Below are 17,809 nucleotides of genomic sequence, written 5' to 3'. Positions count from 1 at the left end.
TCAGTTTCTCCCTGTGCTGAAACGATCACCGCCACGCAGCGGGGTCGGAGTGGAGTTGGCCCCTTCGTTGGACGGCTGGGCCGCCTCGACTGCCGGGGTGCCCGCAGGACGTGCCGGTTGCACGGCATTCGCCTTGCCAGAGAGCTTGTCGAGCGGCAGGTAGATCATGCTGTTGTTGCCAGCCGGCATGTCGACCACCACCTTGTTGGCCTGCTGATAGAGCTCTTCCATGGTTTCCAGGTAGATACGATCACGGGTCAGCTCGGGCGCGGCCTGATACTGGGGCAGCAGCTCGTTGAAGCGAGCGACTTCACCCTTGGCCTTCAACACGATCTGGGACTTGTAGGCTTCGGCCTCCTGCTCCAGACGTTTGACCTGGCCACGAGCCTTGGGCTCCACTTCACGGGCGTAGGCTTCCGCTTCACGGATGAAACGCTGCTCATCTTCCTGGGCGGAGATGGCGTCATCAAATGCGTCCTTCACCTCTTCCGGCGGACGCGCCGGCAGGAAGTTGACGTCCACGATCTGCAGACCCATCTGATAGGGCTCGATGATGCTGTCGATCACCTGCCAGGTTTCCTGACGCACCTTCTCACGACCCGTGGTCAGCACATCGTCCATCCGGGTGTGACCCACCACGTAGCGCAGGGCGCTGTCGGTGGCCTGGCTCAGGCTCTCGTCTGCATTGGTCACGCTGAACAGATACTGCTCGGGATCGACCACGCGATACTGCACGTCCATCTCGACCCGCACCACGTTCTCATCCTGGGTCAGCATGAAACCGGACGCCGGCAGGGAACGGACAGACTCTACGTCCACCGGGATCACCCGGTCGATGAAGGTCGGTTTCCAGCGCAGACCGGGATCCACGTTGTGGGAGTATTCGCCAAAGCGCAGCACCACGCCCCGCTCGGCTTCGCGAATGGTGTAGAAGCCGCTGACGACCCACACCACCACGGCCACCACCAAGGCAATGGAGAGGCCGAACTTGCCGACATCACCACCACCGGATTTGCCACCACCGAGCAGACCGCCAAAACGACGGCTCACCTTGCGAAGCATCTCGTCCAGATCAGGGGGGCCCTGATTCTTGCCGTTGTTCCCCCAGGGATCACGGTCTTTGCCATTGTTACCAGGCTCATTCCAAGCCATCAGCGTCTCCATTAATACATGCGGATGGATATCATCTCTATCGGGCTACAGAGGGGCGATGAAATCAGCAAACCAGTTATGTTCATCGACCCATCAATGCCTGATAAAGCGTTGTAAAATCTCACCTTCTTGTTTCATGAGGCGGTTCCAGTCAGCCAGTTGCAGGCGAACTTCCAGCACAAAGTCCCCCTCCTCGCTGAAACCTTCCTGCTCGATACCTTTCAGCCGATAGAGCGCACTGCGCAGTCTGGCGGCGGAAGGGGGCAGTTGCAGGGTGTGATGCACCATGGAGCCGGCCAGCAGTTCGGTCAGTGCCTGGAACAGGTATTCACTGCCCTCGCCAGTCTGGGCCGACAACCAGACTCGCACCGGTCGTCCAGCCTCATCCCGTTCAAGACCAGCCGGACGATCCCCCAGCTTGTCGATCTTGTTGCAGATCATCAGTTGGGGACGGTCATCCGCCTCGATCTCGGCCAGCACACGCTGGACCGACTCGATATTCTCCTGCATCTGTTCATCGGCGCAGTCCACCACGTGCAGCAGCAGGTCCGCTTCGCGAGTCTCCTGCAGGGTCGCCTTGAAGGCCGCGACCAGATCATGGGGCAAGTGCCGAATAAATCCAACTGTATCCGCCAGGATCACATCACCCACATCCTGGATCACCAATTTGCGCAGGGTGGGGTCCAGGGTTGCGAACAATTGGTCGGCAGCATACACGCTGGCATCTGTAAGTTGGTTGAACAAAGTGGATTTTCCGGCGTTGGTATACCCCACCAGAGAAACGGTCGGCACTTCGTTGCGGTTGCGGGCACGGCGCCCCTGCTCCCGCTGCTTGGCCACCTTGTCGAGGCGGCGCAAAATGGCCTTGATGCGCTCACGCAGCAGGCGTCGGTCGGTTTCAAGCTGGGTTTCACCCGGGCCGCGCAGACCGATCCCCCCCTTTTGTCGCTCAAGGTGGGTCCAGCCTCGCACCAGACGAGTGGAAAGATGGCGCAACTGGGCCAGTTCGACCTGCAACTTGCCTTCGTGAGTGCGGGCGCGCTGGGCGAAGATATCGAGGATAAGGCCTGTTCTGTCCACGACCCGGCACTGGAACAGACGCTCCAGGTTGCGCTCCTGGGCGGGGGTCAGGGCATGGTTGAAGATGACCACGTCGGCGTCCAGCATCTGGACCTGGGACGCGATCTCTTCCGCCTTGCCGCTGCCGACAAAAAATTTGGCGCTGGGTGCGCTGCGACTGGTGGTGATCACCCCCAGTGCATTGACCCCGGCCGAGCTCACCAGCATCTTGAGCTCGTCCAGATCCTCCCGCTCGCCCTCATCGCTGAAGTTGACATGTACCAGAACGGCCTGTTCACCAGCTTCGTAACGGTCAAACAAGCGCTTGCTCCTTGACAGGTATCATGATGGATCTGAGTTGGCGAGTGAACTCGCCGCAGGATATCACGCCTCGGCTTCACCCTGCTCTTCACCGGCGGCGCCCGGGGCGTGCTGGTGATGGTTGACGGCACGGGCCGGCACCACGGTGGAAATGGCGTGCTTGTAGACCATCTGGCTCACGGTGTTCTTCAGCAGAATGACAAACTGGTCAAACGATTCGATCTGACCCTGCAGTTTGATGCCGTTCACCAAATAGATAGAAACAGGAATACGCTCACGGCGCAGCGCATTCAAAAACGGGTCTTGGAGAGATTGCCCCTTAGCCATCTTTCTTTTCCTTATAGTTTGTTGTTTTTAAACACCGGATATTCAATATAACAACCTGATTATACAGGAGTGTCAAGCCGGACCAGCTTGGGCGACGACCCTGGCCAGATTGCCAGACTCACCAGATTCCAACCAGGTCACATCAGGCCAACCGCGCAACCAGGTCATCTGACGCTTGGCCAACTGGCGGGTGGCAACAATGCCGCGATAACGCATCTCATCATACTCCACTTCCCCCGCCAGGTAGTCCCACATTTGGCGGTATCCCACGCAGCGAATGGAGGGAAGATCCGGGGTGAGATCCCCCCGCTCGTAAAGCGCCCTGACCTCCTGCTCGAAGCCGCTGCCCAGCATCTTGTCAAACCGCTGTTCGATGCGCTGGTGCAGCACGGCCCGCTCCCTCGGCGCGATGGCAAACTGCAGCGCCCGGTAGGGCAGCCCCTCTCCCTGTACCTGGGTCAGCTCGGTGAGGGTCTTGCCGCTGATGCGGTAAACCTCGAGCGCCCGGCACAGGCGCTGGGGATCGTTGGGGTGGATGCGGGCACCGGCCACCGGGTCGATGCGCACCAGTTCGTCATGGAGCGCCTGCCAGCCGAGGCGGGCAGCCTCTTCCTCGATGCCGGCCCGCACGGCGGGATCGGCGGAAGGCAGCGGAGAAAGCCCCTCCAGCAGCGCCTTGAAATAGAGCATGGTGCCGCCCACCAGCAGCGGAATGCGGCCACGGTCGGCGATCTCTTTCATCTCCCGCAGGGCGTCCTTGCAAAAATCGGCCGCCGAATAGCTCATGGCGGGATCCAGGATGTCGATCAGCCGGTGCGGGGCCTGCGCCAGCTCGGCTGGCGTCGGCTTGGCGGTGCCTATGTCCATGCCGCGATAGATGAGCGCGGAGTCCACGCTGATGATGTCGCAGGGCAGGGCCTGGCACAGTTCAATGGCGAGATCCGTCTTGCCGGAGGCCGTCGGCCCCATCAGAAAAATTGCAGTCGGCAAGTCAGCCACGTTAAACACTCCCTTCGGCCGCCCCTTCACGGGCGAGCCGGCATAAAACTGGTCATATGGATGCAACAGACGACGAGACGCCGTCAGTTGCCATCGGCAAACTCGGCCAGCACGTTCGCCAGCGGCAACGGGCGCACCATGCGAACGTCTGCCAGTTGGTCACTGAAATCGGCAACAAGTTCCGTCAACAACCGGGTGGCAGTGGCAAAATCGTATATTTTTTCGGCACTTATGCCTTGTTCCACCAACCACTGGCATAGTACCCCAGCCTGCGCGTCGGCATCACTGTCAGATCCGCTCTCGACCAGCTGCAACAATTCGGGTAAGAGGCGGGCCAGATCGGTCTGGCGCAGCAGGGCAGGCACCCGAGTCAGGATCATGGTGTCGCGTCCCCCGCTTTTCAACTCCAGCCCCATGCGTTTGAGCAGACGTTCCCGCTCCTCCACCAGGGCGACCAGGTTTTTCGGCAGCTTGAAGGAGACCGGCAGCAACAGAGGCTGGGCCGCCAGCCCCTGGCCCCAGGCATCCAGCAGCCAGTGGCGCAACAACAGACGCTCGGCGCGCACCAGGGAGAGCAGCGCCAGTTGCCCCTGACGCTCCATCAGCAGATAGGCCTGCTCGACCAGGCTCAGGGCGCGCCACTCCCCCGTTCGGGCTGGCGTCTCGACGGCACCGCTCTCGGCTCCGGGCCGGGATGCCGGCGTCGCCACCTCGGGCAGGGTGGTGAGCAAGGCGCCCATGCCTCGCATCGCGGCCCGGCTCGGGGGTTCGGGAGGCTGGTAGTGTCCTCCCCTGCCACCACCGCCTTCCCGCACGCCGTCGCCATCTCGTGCAGGGGCAGGAGCCCGATAGCCGTGTTCGGCACCGTACCACTCGGTGCGCGGCGCCTGACCCGGATAGGTGATCTCCGGGCTGCCCGGCAGCTCGACCTGGGTCTCGGCCAGGGGTTCATCGGTGGCGCTCCCTGCTCCGTCCTGGCGCAGGGCGGTAAACAGCGCCTGGAAGATGAAATCGTGGATGAGACGCGCCTGATGGAAACGCACTTCGTGCTTGGCCGGATGGACGTTGACATCCACCTGGCGGGGATCCAGCTCGATATAGAGCACATAGGCCGCGAAGCGATCGGCGGGCAGCAGCTCGTCATAGGCCTGGCGAATGGCGTGATTGATGAGCTTGTCCCGCATCATGCGGCCATTGACATAGGTGTATTGCAGGTCGTTCTGCGGCCTGGCCCCTGCCGGAGTGGCCAGCCAGCCCCACAACCGCACGTCGCTGTGTTCGCTCGATACCGCCAGGGCATGGTGCATGAAGGGGGAGCCGCAGACGGCGGCGAGGCGGCGCTCCTGCTCCGCCACCGTGTTGGCCGCCTTGTACTGGCGCACCACCTTGCCGTTGTGGCGCAGGATCAGGGTAGCGTCGAAGCGGGAAAGCGCGATGCGGCGCACCAGTTCGTCGATGTGGGCAAATTCGGTCTTTTCGCTGCGCATGAACTTGCGCCGCGCCGGGGTGTTGAAGAAGAGATCCACCACCTCCACCGTGGTGCCCACCGGGTGGGCTGCCGGCTTGACGGTGACGCTCATCTCACGCCCTTCCGCCTGGGCCTGCCAGGCCTCGCTCTGCTCTGCCGTACGGGAGGTGAAGGTGAGGCGGGAGACGGAGCTGATGGAGGCGAGCGCCTCCCCGCGAAAGCCCAGGCTGTTGATCCCTTCCAGGTCGTCCAGGGTCGCCACCTTGGAGGTGGCGTGGCGCGACAGCGCCAGCACCAGCTCATCCCTGGCGACACCGCAGCCGTTGTCACGAATGCGGATAAGCTTGGCGCCTCCCTTGTCGATGTCGATCTCGACCCGGTCAGCCCCCGCATCCAGGCTGTTTTCCACCAGTTCCTTCACCACGGAGGAGGGCCGCTCCACGACCTCACCGGCAGCAATCTGGTTGGCCAGAATCGGCGGCAATATACGGATTGGCATCGCTTGCTCCTGCAGATGAAAAAGGGGAAGAGGTGGACCTGGCGCCATCAACGCTCACCGCCCCTCCCTGCCATCGGCAGAGAAGGGCGGCGTTCTTCAGCCCGCGCTATTTTCGCGGAATATAGAGCACCTGCCCTATCTGGATGTCCCGTGACTTGAGCTTGTTGATCTCCACCAGTCGGGCCTGACTCACCCCATGTTTCTCGGCGAGACGGGAGAGGCTCTGGCCACGGGTGACCACGTGGCGGATCATGTTGGACTTGTCGTTGCTCTGCACGCTGGCAACCGGCGCACTCGGCTCCTGGGCTGCGACCTTGTAAGGTTTGATCACGCCGGCACCGGAGGCGCTGCCGACACTGCTGACCGGGGCTCCGCCATCACCGACGCGATAGGGCTCGCTCGCCGGCATCCGGTTGGTTACGACCTGCTGCGTTGGCTGGGCAGCCGGCTTGCTGACAGCGACCGGCTTGCTGGCAGGCGCCTGACGCGGCGGGGCAGCAACCTGGCCCTTGCCGGTGAGCATGGGCCCCTTGGTCGGATGACTGCGGTAATAGTTGCGGATCCCCTCGAAGATGGCCCGGGCCAGCTGATCCTGATAGCTGGCGGTGGCCAGCAGCTTCTCCTCGGCGTGGTTCGAGATAAAGCCCGTCTCCACCAGTACCGAGGGGATGTCCGGCGCCTTCAGCACCGCCAGACTCGCATGTTCCGGCGCCTTCTTGTGCAATCTAGCCACCCGCCCGAGCGAGCGCAGGATCTGGCGGCTGACGTCATAGCCTTCGGCCCTGGACTTGTCCATGGAGAGATCCAGGAAGGTCTGCGCCAGATAGGGGTTGGGATCAGACTCGGCCAATACCTTGCCAACGCCCCCCAGCAGCTCCCCCTGTTTCTCCTGCTTCTCGAGCCAGCTACCCATCTCGCGGTTGGCGCGGTTGGTCGACAGCACCCAGACGGAGGCGCCGCGAGGAGTCGAGTTGTGGAAGCTGTCGGCATGCACCGACACCAGCAGGTCTGCCTTGGCCTTGCGGGCAATCTCGGAGCGTTTGTTGAGATCGACGAAGTAGTCGCCACGGCGGGTCAGCACGGCGCGCATGCCGGGCTCCCGGTCGATGAGGGCCGCCAGCTTCTGGGAGACCGCCAGGGTCACCCGCTTCTCGTAGGTGCGGCGCGGGCCGATGGAGCCTGGGTCTTCCCCGCCGTGACCAGGATCGATGGCGATGACGATGGCCTTGCCGTGTCCCCCGACGGGAGCGGGCTGCGCCGCAGCGCTCCCCTTCTCTTCATAGGGAAGATCGATCACCAGACGGTGGCCATAGGGTCCTGCCGGCGCCAGCGGGAAGACCACCGGCTTGATGGCAGAGCCGAGATCCAGCACCAGTCGCAGGCCCCCCTTCTCCAGCGGCGTGCTCTCGCGGATCTTGCGCACCAGCTCGCTCTTGTTCTCGATGCGGGCCAGGTTGGTGGCGTTGCTCGCCCCTTTCAGGTCGATGACCAGACGGTTCGGACCGGTCAAGGTGAAGTAGTTGAAATTGGGGGCGCTGCTCATGTCGAGCACCACCCGGGTGTTGTCCGGTGATGGCCACACCCGCACACTCTTGAGCTGATTGGCCCAGGTGGGCAATGCCATCAGGGAGAGAACAAAAACAAGGATCACGCGCACTGAGATGACAACCGTTCCAGAATGGCTTCGCCGATAGCAGTGCGGGCATCAATCTGCACCTCGCGCTGCTCGTTTGCATAACTCAGGGTGATCTCGAGATCCGGGGCTGGCAGCCAGCCGTCGCCCTTCTCTGGCCACTCCACCAGGCAGAGGGTATCGGAGGCGAAATAGTCGCGAATCCCCATGAACTCCAGCTCTTCCGGGTCCGCCAGTCGATAGAGATCGAAGTGATAGACCTGCCACTGGGCAAGCTCATAGGGCTCCACCAGGGTATAGGTCGGACTCTTGACCTTGCCCTCATGACCCAGTCCCTGCACCCAGCCTCGGGTCAGGGTGGTTTTGCCGGCCCCGAGGGCACCGTGCAGAAATACCGTGGTGGCCTGTTGGCACGCCTTTGCCAGACGGCCACCCAGCGCCACTGTTGCTGCCTCGTCCGGCAGTGTCATCATCAAGGTTTTTGCCATGTTCTTCTTGTTACTTGTTACTGTGTCGGATTGACCAGACGACGGATCCAGGGCAGCAGATCCGATGCCAGCATGCCCCTCTCACCCTCGGCAGCGGCCAGATCGGCGGCCTCTGCGTGGATCACGGCCCCGAGTCGGGTGGCCATGCCCGCAGACCAGCCCTGAGCCAGAAGGGCGGCGATTATACCAGACAAGAGGTCACCCATGCCGCCACTGGCCATGCCGGGGTTGCCCTCGTCGCACAGGGAAATGCGCCTGCCGTCGCAGATGAGCGACCCCGCCCCCTTGAGCAGCACCACGCCACCGTAGCGCTGTTGCAGCCGCGAGACGGCCGCAAACCTGTCCCCCTCGACCTCGGCGATGGTGCAGCCCAGCAGGCGAGCCGCCTCCCCGGGGTGGGGCGTGAGCACCCAATTATCCTGATGACGGGGGACCTGCGCCAGCCAATTCAATCCATCGGCGTCCAATACCAGTGGCACGGCGGCTCCGATGCCCTGTTCGAACCGGGCCCGGCCCCACTCATCCTGACCGAGCCCGGGGCCCAGTACCTGCACCGATGCCCACCCTTCATCCATGTCCGCCGGGCATCCCATCAGCTCGGGTTGAACCAGGCTGGCCGCCGGGCAATCCGGGTGCTGGCGCAGGCGTACCAATCCCGCTCCCGCCCGCAGACAGGCCTGACCCGCCAGCAGGATGGCTCCCTGCATGCCGAGGTTCCCCCCCGTCAGCAGTACCTTGCCGCTGTGTCCCTTGTGAGCCGAGCGCCTGCGCGGGGTCAGCAACCCCTTGAGGCTGGGATAATCGATCCGCTCGGCAGCGGGAACCCATTCCTCCCCCGGCGTCACTCCCAGGGGATCCCGGTCGAGGTGGCCGACTCCGTCTACCCCGTCGGCGGTGAGCATGCCCTGCTTGATGCCGATGAAAGTGAGGGTGCGGGTGGCACGCACCAGTGCGCCCATGGCGCGGCCGGTGTCGGCATTGAGACCGGAGGGGAGATCCACCGCCAGCACGGGCGCGTTCAAGCCATTGATTGTTGCGACGATCTTTGTCATTGACGAGGAGAGGGGAAGCTGGACGCCGGTACCGAGCAGTGCGTCTATGACCAGATCCGGCGGCGGCAGCGTGGCGGGCAGCAGATCCTCGGCCATGGTCACGCTCCCCCCCGATGCGAGCCACTCTTCGGCAGCCCGCCTGGCATCTCCCCTCAGCAGGCCGGGAGCCCGGGCGGCAATCACCAGAGGCTCGAGGCCGATGCGCCGGGCAAGGCGGGCCAGCACGTAGCCATCCCCACCGTTGTTGCCAGGGCCGACGAAGATCCACCACTGACGGCTGTCGGGCCAGTGGTGACAGGCATAGTTGCACAGCGCACTCCCGGCCCGCTCCATCAGCACATAGAGGGGAAGCCCCTCCTGCTCGGCCCAGCGCCGTTCCATGCTGCGGATCTGCTCGGCCCGCCACAGGGGTTGTGCTAGACTCTCCCACTCATTTTTGCGGATAGCGTCCCCGAACACCTCTACCATGACGGTCCCCACGTTTCATCATCCCATGACCCGGCAACTGGCACGCCATATTGCCGCCCTGCGCCTGCCACACTCCTGCAGGCAGAGGGGGGATGCTGCATGACGGCTGCCGAACTTGCGCAACTGGCCCACGATATCAAGCTCTGGGCAAGGGAGCTAGGATTTGACCAGGTCGGCATCGCCGACACCGACCTCACCCTGGAAGAGCCAAGGTTGCAGGCCTGGCTGGATGCCGGTTATCACGGGACCATGGACTACATGGCGCGCCACGGCATGATGAGGGCCCGCCCCCACGAGCTGTTGCCGGGCACCTTGCGGGTCATCTCGGTGCGGATGAACTACCTCCCGTTCGAGGCGGGCTTTGCCGCCACCCTGCGCGATCCCACCCTCGGCTACATCAGCCGCTATGCCCTCGGCCGCGACTACCACAAGGTGCTGCGCAATCGGCTCAAACAGTTGGGGGAGCGCATCGAGCTGCGGTGCGACACCCTGTTGCAGGCGGCGGGACAAACCCTGGGCGAGTGGCGCCCCTTCGTCGACTCGGCCCCTATTCTGGAAAGGCCGCTGGCGGCCAAGGCGGGCCTTGGCTGGGTGGGCAAGCACTCGCTGCTGATCAACGAGTCCGCCGGCTCCTTCTTCTTTCTGGGAGAATTGCTCATCGCCCTGCCGCTGCCCGTGGATACCCCGGTGGAGAAGGAGCTGTGTGGCAAGTGCGTAGCCTGCATCAATATCTGCCCCACCGGTGCCATCATCGCCCCCTATGTGGTAGACGGACGGCGCTGCATCTCCTATCTCACCATCGAGAATGACGGCCCCATTCCCGAGGAGTTCAGGCCGCTCATGGGCAATCGCATCTATGGCTGTGACGACTGCCAGCTCATCTGCCCCTGGAACCGCTATGCCGATGCCAGCCCGGAGCCCGACTTCAGCCCGCGCCCCAATCTGCACCGCCCGCCCCTCTTGACCTTGTGGGGCTGGAGCGAGGCCGAATTTCTCAAGCACACGGAAGGCAGCCCCATCCGCCGCATCGGCTATCAGCGCTGGCGCCGCAACCTGGCGGTGGCCCTTGGCAACGGACCGGCCAGCAGCGAGGTCCTGGCCGCCCTGCAACAGGCGCTGCCTGAGGCGGCGCCCATGGTGGCCGAGCATATCGAGTGGGCGCTGGCGACCCTGGCCAGGCGTCAGCAGGAAGAGAATAAAAAGACGCGATTGCTGATCCGCTGCATCGAAAAAGGTCTGCCGGATCACGCATAAGTGATCTGGCACTTGCCGGATCGCAGCCATTTTTTCATGCTCTGCCGACCATTGAACATCGGCACAATAAAAGGAAGATTCTGATGCAGATGCTGGGAGTAGATATTGGGGGGTCCGGGATCAAGGGCTGCCTGGTCGACACCGAAACCGGGGAGCTGATTGGCGAACGCCACCGCATCGCCACACCGCAACCGGCAACCCCGGCCGCCGTGGCACACACCCTCAAGGCGCTGGTCGAGCACTTCCAATGGAAGGGTCCCGTGGGGTGCGGTTTTCCCGCCACCATCCACAACGGCATCGCCAAGAATGCCTCCAACATCGACAAGAGCTGGATTGAGACCGATGCAGCCCACCTGTTTGCCGATGTGACCGGCCTGCCCTGCCATGTCCTGAACGACGCCGATGCGGCCGGTCTGGCGGAGATGCGCTTTGGCACCGGGCAGGATCGCCAGGGGGTCATCATTCTCATCACCGTCGGCACCGGCATCGGTACCGCCGTCTTCGTCAATGGCCAGTTGCTGCCCAATACCGAGCTGGGCCACCTGATGCTGGAAGGCATGGTGGCCGAACACTATTGCTCCGATGCGGTGCGCAAGCGCGAGGATCTTTCCTGGGGCCGCTGGGGCAAACGTTTCAACAAATACCTGGCTCGCCTGGAGTTTCTGTTCTCCCCCGACCTCTTCATCCTGGGGGGCGGCAGCGCCGCCAAGCTCGACAAGTTCATCGACAAGATTGAGACCCGGGCTCCCCTGGTGGCGGCCGCGAACCTCAACCAGGCCGGCATCATAGGCGCCGCCCTCTATGGCGCGGCCCGGCAAGGGGGCTGACCGCCAGCAACATCAAAAGACCCGGCCCGTGCCGGGTCTCTCCCATCCGGGCTCAGAGATCGTCGAGGCGATGAGCACCGTGTACCAGACGGGTCAGGCGGGATTGGGCCATGGAGGCCAGGGCTTTCAGCAGCGCCGCCGTATCGGGCGTGGGGCACTCCCGGGCCAGACGTTCCAGCTCGCCGATGAGCCTCTCCTCCTGGCGTGACACCAGGGCCACTATCTCCGCGGGCAGGGTTGTGGCGGGCAGCGCCAGACGATCCCCCTCGGCCAGCAGATCCTCCCCAAACCCCTGATCCAGCCAGGTCTCCTTCACCGCGCTTCCCATCTGCTCGCGATAATCGTGCAGATGGGCCGCCGCGGCATCCTCCCGCCCTTGCAGATAGGCCAGCAACATCCTGCTGCGCTCAGCATCCACCCGGGGGATCTGGCGCCCGTAAATGCGCCCTTGCCGATGATGAAGCTCCTCGAGATAGAGCATCAGGTCCTTGATCTGTTGGAATCGCATCTCGCCTCCCTCCTGGCATCCACCTGCAGCCAGTATAGGGAGCTGGCATGTCGACACGGCCACGAACTGGTCATTTATTGTTCTGCATCAAGGAGATGGAAAAGAAAGCAGAAAAAGAGACAGCAGGAGGAAGGGGAAACCGGCAGCGAGGCTGCCCGGACAACCGGGCACCTTGCCCGAAGGGAGGCATCAAATCGACGACATAAAAGATATTTACCAGCTTATATTCGGACTAGAGTCATCAAATCGGAATCTAATATTGATGCTGGTGGTTATACCTCCACACTATAGTCAAATGGCGGGAATCCTTATCCATTTTTTAGACGTCTAGACGTAAAAACATGCGTTGACACAGCCATCCGGACATCTTAGCATCATCCTCCATGATGACAGAGCTACCCAGTGAAACCTCTGCCCAATTTACCCGCCTGTAGCGCCCTGTGCTTTAAGGCTGTTAGCACGGAAGAATCCATGATTAAGTTGATCGGTCTCAACAAAGTCTACGGTAAAGGCAGTGATGCCGTGCACGCCCTGCGTGACGTGAGCCTGCATGTGCCCCAAGGCAAGATCTTCGGGGTGATCGGTGCCTCCGGTGCCGGCAAGAGTACCCTCATCCGCTGCGTCAACCTGCTGGAGCGCCCCACCGAGGGGCAGGTCATCGTCGATGGCCAGGACCTGGTCGCCCTCAGCGAGCGGGATCTGACTCAGGCTCGCCGCCAGATCGGCATGATCTTCCAGCACTTCAACCTGCTGGCCTCTCGCACCGTCTCCGCCAACATCGCCTTCCCGCTGGAGCTGGCGGGCTGGAGCAAGGACAAGATCCAGAGCCGGGTCAGCGAACTGCTGGCCCTGGTCGGGCTGGAAGCCCGTGCCCACGCCTATCCGTCCGAGCTCTCCGGCGGGCAGAAGCAGCGCGTCGCCATCGCCCGTGCCCTGGCACCGGCTCCCAAGGTCCTGCTGTGTGACGAGGCAACCTCGGCCCTCGACCCCCAGACCACCCGCTCGATCCTGACCCTGCTCAAGGAGATCAACGTCAAGCTGGGGCTCACCATCCTGCTCATCACCCACGAAATGGACGTGGTGAAGGGGATCTGCGACGAAGTGGCCATCATCAGCGACGGCCGTCTCATCGAGCAGGGGGAAGTGGCCTGGTTCTTCAGCAATGCCAAGACCCAGCTGGCCCGGGATTTCATCCACTCCACCATCCACCTGGAAGTGCCCCAGGAGTATCAGGATCGGATGAGTAGCGACCGGGTGCCCGGCAGCTATCCCCTGGTGAAGCTCGGCTTTACCGGGACCACGGTGGATTCGCCGCTGATTTCCGAGGCGAGCCGCCGTTTCAACATCGACATCAGCATCCTGAGCGCAGACATCGAATACGCCGGTGGCGTCAAGTTCGGCTTCCTGCTGGCGGAACTGTTCGGGGACGAGGCCCAGTGCGAGGCCACCCAACAGTTCCTCATCGACAACCACATTCAGCTGGAGGTAATGGGTTATGTCCGAAGCAATGATTAATCTGCTGATTTCGGCTCTGGGCGACACCCTCATCATGGTGTTTGCCTCCGCCCTGTTCGGCTGCCTGCTCGGCCTGCCGCTCGGCGTGGCGCTGCACGTGACCAAGGCGGGGCAGATCCTGGCCAATCCGCTGCTCAACAAGGTCCTGGGCGTCATCGTCAACGTCGGTCGCTCGGTGCCCTTCATCATTCTGCTGGTCGCCATCATTCCGTTGACCCGCTTCATCGTCGGCACCAGCATCGGCACCATCGCCGCCATCGTGCCGCTGACCGTGGGCTGCATTCCCTTCATCGCCCGCCTGGTGGAAGGGGCCCTGATGGAGGTGCCTGACGGCCTGCTGGAAGCGGCCAAGGCCATGGGGGCCAAGCCCCTGCAAATCATCGCCAAGGTGCTGCTGCCCGAGGCCCTGCCGGGGATCCTCAACAGCGTCATCATCACCCTCGTCACCCTGGTGAACTACTCCGCCATGGCAGGTGCCATCGGAGGCGGTGGTCTCGGTGATGTGGGTATTCGCTACGGCTACCAGCGTTTCGATCCCACCGTCATGCTGGTCACCGTGGTCATTCTGGTGGTGCTGGTTCAACTCATCCAGAGCGCGGGTGAGCGCCTGGTCAAACAATGTGATCATCGTTAATCGTCGATTTCTGACAGGAGGTTTTTATGAAATTGGGCATCAAATCCGCAGCAGCTGCGCTGCTGGCAACCCTGGTACTGGTCGGCTGCGGCCAGAAGGAAGAGAACAAGACCCTGAAGGTGGGCGCCATCGCCGGTCCCGAGACCGAGCTGGTTGAGACCGCGGCCAAGGTGGCCAAGGAAAAATACGGCCTGACCGTCGAAGTGGTCACCTTCTCCGACTATGTCACCCCGAACGTGGCCCTGAACGACGGCAGCGTCGACGTCAACGCCTTCCAGCACAAGCCCTACCTGGATGCCCAGATCCGTGATCGCGGCTTCAAGCTGGTGCCGGTCGGCAACACCTTCGTCTACCCGATCGCCGGTTACTCCAAGAAGGTCAAGGCCCTGTCCGAGCTGAAAGACGGTGCCCAGATCGCGGTGCCGAACGATCCGACCAACCTGGGTCGTTCCCTGATCCTGCTGGAGAAGCAGGGCCTGCTGAAGCTGAAAGAGGGTGCCGGTCTGGAAGCGACTGTACTGGACATCGCCAGCAACCCGCGCAACTTCAAGATCGTCGAGCTGGAAGCCGCACAACTGCCGCGCTCCCTGGAAGACGTGGACTTGGCCATCATCAACAACACCTTCGCTGGTCAGATTGGTCTGACCCCGACCGAGAATGGCCTGTTTGTCGAAGACAAGGAGTCCCCCTACGTCAACCTGATCGTTGCTCGCGAGAACAACAAGGACGACGAGAAGGTCAAGGAGTTCGTCCAGTCCTTCCAGACCGACGAGGTCTTCAAGAAGGGAACCGAACTGTTCAAGGGCGGTCTGGTGAAAGGTTGGTAATCACTCACTCTGGAAAAAAGGCCACGTCAAGCGTGGCCTTTTTTTTTACCCCCGTTATGATAGCCGCAAGCACGGCAACACGAAAAACAGAGCAACAATGAAGAAATGGTATCTGGCCTACTGCAAACCCAAGGAAGAAGCCCGCGCCCGCGCCCATCTGGCAGCCCAGGGCGTTGAATCCTATTACCCCATGGTCGAGATTGAAAAACTGCGGCGAGGCAAGCGCGTGCCCCAGCGCGAGCCCATGTTCCCCAACTACCTCTTCATCTACGTGGATCTGGAAGAGGTCACCCCGGTCACCCTGAAATCGACCCGGGGCATCAGTCGCATCATCCACTTCGGCAAGGAGTGGACCCCCGTCAGCAGCCAGCTGATCTACCGGCTCATGAGCCGGGACGACAGCGACGAGGCGCGCGCCAGCTATGCCCGTCTGCCGACCCAGGGAGACAAGGTACTTATCGAATCCGGCCCCCTCGCCGGGTTTGAAGCCATCTATCTGGAGCCGGATGGCGAAAAGCGGGCCATCCTGCTGGTCAACCTGCTCAACCAGGAGACCTGCAGCAGCTTCGAAAACCAGGCCTTCCGCCGCCTGGAGTGACCCGTACTGCCGGCAGAAAGAGCCACAGGGCAGTACACAAGACACCATCCCCCTGCTCCCGAACGGTCAGGACCGCACCTGCGTCGTGCATTCTTCCACCACCAGGTTGTCGGGCCGAAAAAAACGGGGCAGACCCAGAGGTCTGCCCCGTTTTTCTCTCCCTTGCGTCAGGCATCCAGTTCGAATCGGCTGATGGCCGATGTCAGTCTCCCCGTCTCCCGGGTCAGGCGGGCGGCGATCTGCTCCCCCTGCTGGCCATGCTCGCTGGACTGATGGCTGAGCCCGGCAATCTCCTCCACCGTGCCCGCCACCTCCTGCGCCGCCCTTGACTGCTGCTCGGTGGCGGTGGCGATGGCGGCAAGCTGGCCGCTGAGATCCTGCACCAGCGTCGCCATCGACTCCAGGGTCTCGGTCACCGAGGCCACGGCACCGCGCCCCTGCTCCACCAGCAGGGTGCCGCTGCCCACGGTATCCGCGGTCTCCCGGGTCTGCTGCTGGATGCTGGCAATGGTCTGGTTGATCTCCATGGTCGATGCGCTGGTGCGGCTGGCCAACTGCCTCACTTCATCGGCCACCACGGCAAATCCCCGTCCCTGCTCACCGGCTCGCGCCGCCTCGATGGCCGCATTGAGTGCCAGCAGATTGGTCTGCTCGGCGATGGTGGCGATCACTTCGGTGACCCTCCCCACCTGCTCGCTCTGGCTGCTGAGCTGCGTCATCGCCTGGTTTGCCTGGGCAATCATGGCACCAATCTGCGCCATGGTGGTCCCCATGCGGGCGAGGGCCTGCTCCCCCTCCCTTGCCTGTTGCTCGGTCTGGCGAGCCGCTCCCGCCGCGTCCGCAATGTTGCCCGCCACATCCCGGGTACTGACCGACATCTGCTCGATGGCGGCTGCCACCGCATCGAGCCGCTGATTCTGGCTTGCCAGATCATCCACGATGGCATTGGTGGTCTGGCCCACCTCGCGGCCAGCCCCTTCCACCTGACCGACCGCCCCCTGGATCTCCCCCACCAGCTCGCGCAACTGTGCCGACATCCGGTTGATGGAGCCCGTGAGCCCTCCCAGCTCATCCTGACGAAGCACGGGCAAGGGGGTGACGGGGAGGCGGCCATCGGCCACCAGGCCCGCCCGTTTCACCAGGCTGGCGACGTCCCGGGTCAGGCGCCGGCTGAACAGCAGGGCCACCAGGGTGCCCAGCAGGATGACGCTGGTGGTGGCGAGCAGCAGGGTGCGGTGAATGGTCTGACTGGCGGCCGCCATCTCCCCCGCCATCTTGTCCACCTCGGCACGGGTATGGGTCACCTGGGTCGCCAGCTGATCCGCCAGCCGGGTCAGGGCGGGCTCTATCTCGGTGGCCATCAGGTGGTTGGCCCTGTCCCAGTCCGGGGCCTGGCGCTTCTCGATCACCTGGCCGACCAGCTCGGCAAAGGGGGCTGACATCTCTTCAAAGAGCGTCCAGAGCCCCTTTTGTGCCTCGGTGAAGTTGGCCTCCTGCTGTTTCAGCTCGGCCACCCGCTGCTGGTGAAACTGGTAGTAGTCCCGGTACTTGTCCAGGTACTCCTTCTCCCCCGAGATGAGGAAATCCCGCAGGGCGGAGAGCGCATTGCCCAGGCTGTTGTAGGCATCCCCCACCTGCTTGAGCAGCAGGCGCCTGTCACCGGGCAACGTCGCCTGGGGCGTCGCCACCTCTTCATTGGCAAAAGACTGCAACTGATCGAGGGCCGACTCCGCCAGGGGGCCGGCCTCCAGCAGCATCAGGGTGTGGGCGGGCAGGTTCTCTTCGGTGTGAGCCAGGGCCCACACCTGTGACTGTGCCCCCTTGAAATCCTTGAGTGCCCGGGTCAGGTCGGGGGTGAAACGCTGGCGATCGATGGCGTGCCAGGCCTCTTCCCACTCCTGCTTGATGCGATCACCCTGTGCCGGATCCTTGCCGAGGATGAGATAGGCCCGCAGGGATGAAACGGTGGCAATCAGGGCTTTCTGGCTCGCCTCGTCCCGCTGCAGGGCGGGCAGGGCCTGGGCCAGCAAGGCATCTTGCGAGCCTTCAATCCGGCCGAGCTGATGATAGACAAGGGCGGAGGAGAGAATGATGAGCAGGTTGATAAAACAGAAGCTCAACAACAACTTGCTTGATATTTTCATGGCCATCCTTGGAATTCGTCGGGCATCCTGCCCGGG

At 62.9% G+C, this 17,809-nt stretch carries 16 protein-coding genes; 6 read left to right on the top strand and 10 right to left on the bottom strand.

Annotated features, from left to right (window positions below):
• The 8 genes from hflK to H7R73_RS04075 all read right to left on the bottom strand — a co-directional run bounded on the left by hflK (position 1) and on the right by H7R73_RS04075 (position 9,466).
• On the bottom strand, positions 1–1,152 hold the full coding sequence (gene hflK / locus H7R73_RS04110; RefSeq protein ID WP_010673195.1) for an FtsH protease activity modulator HflK: 1,152 nt from the start codon (positions 1,150–1,152) through the stop codon (positions 1–3).
• Between the two features lie 93 nt (positions 1,153–1,245).
• Positions 1,246–2,532, bottom strand: coding sequence for a ribosome rescue GTPase HflX (gene hflX / locus H7R73_RS04105; protein ID WP_039040964.1), 1,287 nt, complete (start codon positions 2,530–2,532; stop codon positions 1,246–1,248).
• 63 nt (positions 2,533–2,595) lie between these two features.
• On the bottom strand, positions 2,596–2,859 hold the full coding sequence (gene hfq, locus H7R73_RS04100; RefSeq protein ID WP_011704864.1) for an RNA chaperone Hfq: 264 nt from the start codon (positions 2,857–2,859) through the stop codon (positions 2,596–2,598).
• 72 nt (positions 2,860–2,931) lie between these two features.
• Positions 2,932–3,849 carry a tRNA (adenosine(37)-N6)-dimethylallyltransferase MiaA gene (gene miaA / locus H7R73_RS04095; protein WP_082180890.1) on the bottom strand — a complete coding sequence of 306 codons (918 nt, stop codon included), beginning with the start codon at positions 3,847–3,849 and terminating at the stop codon, positions 2,932–2,934.
• A gap of 92 nt (positions 3,850–3,941) precedes the next feature.
• A complete protein-coding gene (gene mutL, locus H7R73_RS04090; RefSeq protein WP_041214595.1) occupies positions 3,942–5,825 on the bottom strand; it encodes a DNA mismatch repair endonuclease MutL in 1,884 nt (627 codons plus the stop codon).
• A gap of 106 nt (positions 5,826–5,931) precedes the next feature.
• Complete coding sequence (locus H7R73_RS04085; protein ID WP_232091560.1) at positions 5,932–7,449, bottom strand: N-acetylmuramoyl-L-alanine amidase; 1,518 nt, start codon at positions 7,447–7,449, stop codon at positions 5,932–5,934.
• A 23-nt stretch (positions 7,450–7,472) separates the two neighbouring features.
• On the bottom strand, positions 7,473–7,946 hold the full coding sequence (gene tsaE, locus H7R73_RS04080) for a tRNA (adenosine(37)-N6)-threonylcarbamoyltransferase complex ATPase subunit type 1 TsaE (protein WP_041214593.1): 474 nt from the start codon (positions 7,944–7,946) through the stop codon (positions 7,473–7,475).
• A 17-nt stretch (positions 7,947–7,963) separates the two neighbouring features.
• Positions 7,964–9,466 carry an NAD(P)H-hydrate dehydratase gene (locus H7R73_RS04075; protein WP_103260757.1) on the bottom strand — a complete coding sequence of 501 codons (1,503 nt, stop codon included), beginning with the start codon at positions 9,464–9,466 and terminating at the stop codon, positions 7,964–7,966.
• 99 nt (positions 9,467–9,565) lie between these two features.
• Between H7R73_RS04075 and queG the strand changes: the two genes are divergently transcribed.
• Both queG and ppgK read left to right on the top strand, forming a co-directional pair.
• On the top strand, positions 9,566–10,720 hold the full coding sequence (gene queG, locus H7R73_RS04070; protein WP_103260758.1) for a tRNA epoxyqueuosine(34) reductase QueG: 1,155 nt from the start codon (positions 9,566–9,568) through the stop codon (positions 10,718–10,720).
• Positions 10,721–10,803: 83 nt separating this feature from the next.
• Entirely contained in the window at positions 10,804–11,547 is a 744-nt protein-coding gene (gene ppgK / locus H7R73_RS04065; RefSeq protein WP_010673187.1) for a polyphosphate--glucose phosphotransferase, read from the top strand.
• 52 nt (positions 11,548–11,599) lie between these two features.
• Here ppgK and H7R73_RS04060 read toward each other — a convergent pair whose 3' ends face one another.
• Positions 11,600–12,055 (bottom strand): hypothetical protein, encoded by a 456-nt coding sequence (locus H7R73_RS04060; RefSeq protein WP_103260759.1) that lies wholly within the window; start codon positions 12,053–12,055, stop codon positions 11,600–11,602.
• Positions 12,056–12,526: 471 nt separating this feature from the next.
• Between H7R73_RS04060 and metN the strand changes: the two genes are divergently transcribed.
• The 4 genes from metN to rfaH all read left to right on the top strand — a co-directional run bounded on the left by metN (position 12,527) and on the right by rfaH (position 15,629).
• A complete protein-coding gene (gene metN / locus H7R73_RS04055; RefSeq protein WP_039040957.1) occupies positions 12,527–13,570 on the top strand; it encodes a methionine ABC transporter ATP-binding protein MetN in 1,044 nt (347 codons plus the stop codon).
• Entirely contained in the window at positions 13,551–14,204 is a 654-nt protein-coding gene (locus H7R73_RS04050; RefSeq protein WP_029313844.1) for a methionine ABC transporter permease, read from the top strand. Before metN ends, H7R73_RS04050 begins: the two co-directional genes overlap by 20 nt.
• 26 nt (positions 14,205–14,230) lie before the next feature.
• Positions 14,231–15,031, top strand: coding sequence for a methionine ABC transporter substrate-binding lipoprotein MetQ (gene metQ / locus H7R73_RS04045; RefSeq protein ID WP_010673183.1), 801 nt, complete (start codon positions 14,231–14,233; stop codon positions 15,029–15,031).
• A 97-nt stretch (positions 15,032–15,128) separates the two neighbouring features.
• Entirely contained in the window at positions 15,129–15,629 is a 501-nt protein-coding gene (gene rfaH, locus H7R73_RS04040; protein WP_010673182.1) for a transcription/translation regulatory transformer protein RfaH, read from the top strand.
• Positions 15,630–15,796: 167 nt separating this feature from the next.
• Here the strand turns inward: rfaH and H7R73_RS04035 are convergent, their stop codons facing one another.
• Entirely contained in the window at positions 15,797–17,773 is a 1,977-nt protein-coding gene (locus H7R73_RS04035; RefSeq protein WP_103260760.1) for a methyl-accepting chemotaxis protein, read from the bottom strand.
• Positions 17,774–17,809: the final 36 nt, after the last annotated feature.

Origin of the sequence: Aeromonas sp. WP2-W18-CRE-05, assembly GCF_014168615.1 — a bacterium.
In the GTDB taxonomy this organism is placed as follows: domain Bacteria; phylum Pseudomonadota; class Gammaproteobacteria; order Enterobacterales; family Aeromonadaceae; genus Aeromonas; species Aeromonas caviae.
This window is presented reverse-complemented; position numbering and strand designations above follow the sequence as displayed.

Bases quoted from the DNA above. Each gene is read 5' to 3' on its own strand.
- hflK (WP_010673195.1), bottom strand. From the start codon at position 1,152: ATGGCTTGGAATGAGCCTGGTAACAATGGCAAAGACCGTGATCCCTGG.
- hfq (WP_011704864.1), bottom strand. From the start codon at position 2,859: ATGGCTAAGGGGCAATCTCTCCAAGACCCGTTTTTGAATGCGCTGCGC.
- mutL (WP_041214595.1), bottom strand. From the start codon at position 5,825: ATGCCAATCCGTATATTGCCGCCGATTCTGGCCAACCAGATTGCTGCC.
- H7R73_RS04085 (WP_232091560.1), bottom strand. From the start codon at position 7,449: ATGGCATTGCCCACCTGGGCCAATCAGCTCAAGAGTGTGCGGGTGTGG.
- tsaE (WP_041214593.1), bottom strand. From the start codon at position 7,946: ATGGCAAAAACCTTGATGATGACACTGCCGGACGAGGCAGCAACAGTG.
- H7R73_RS04075 (WP_103260757.1), bottom strand. From the start codon at position 9,466: ATGGTAGAGGTGTTCGGGGACGCTATCCGCAAAAATGAGTGGGAGAGT.
- queG (WP_103260758.1), top strand. From the start codon at position 9,566: ATGACGGCTGCCGAACTTGCGCAACTGGCCCACGATATCAAGCTCTGG.
- ppgK (WP_010673187.1), top strand. From the start codon at position 10,804: ATGCAGATGCTGGGAGTAGATATTGGGGGGTCCGGGATCAAGGGCTGC.
- H7R73_RS04060 (WP_103260759.1), bottom strand. From the start codon at position 12,055: ATGCGATTCCAACAGATCAAGGACCTGATGCTCTATCTCGAGGAGCTT.
- metN (WP_039040957.1), top strand. From the start codon at position 12,527: ATGATTAAGTTGATCGGTCTCAACAAAGTCTACGGTAAAGGCAGTGAT.
- H7R73_RS04050 (WP_029313844.1), top strand. From the start codon at position 13,551: ATGTCCGAAGCAATGATTAATCTGCTGATTTCGGCTCTGGGCGACACC.
- metQ (WP_010673183.1), top strand. From the start codon at position 14,231: ATGAAATTGGGCATCAAATCCGCAGCAGCTGCGCTGCTGGCAACCCTG.
- rfaH (WP_010673182.1), top strand. From the start codon at position 15,129: ATGAAGAAATGGTATCTGGCCTACTGCAAACCCAAGGAAGAAGCCCGC.
- H7R73_RS04035 (WP_103260760.1), bottom strand. From the start codon at position 17,773: ATGAAAATATCAAGCAAGTTGTTGTTGAGCTTCTGTTTTATCAACCTG.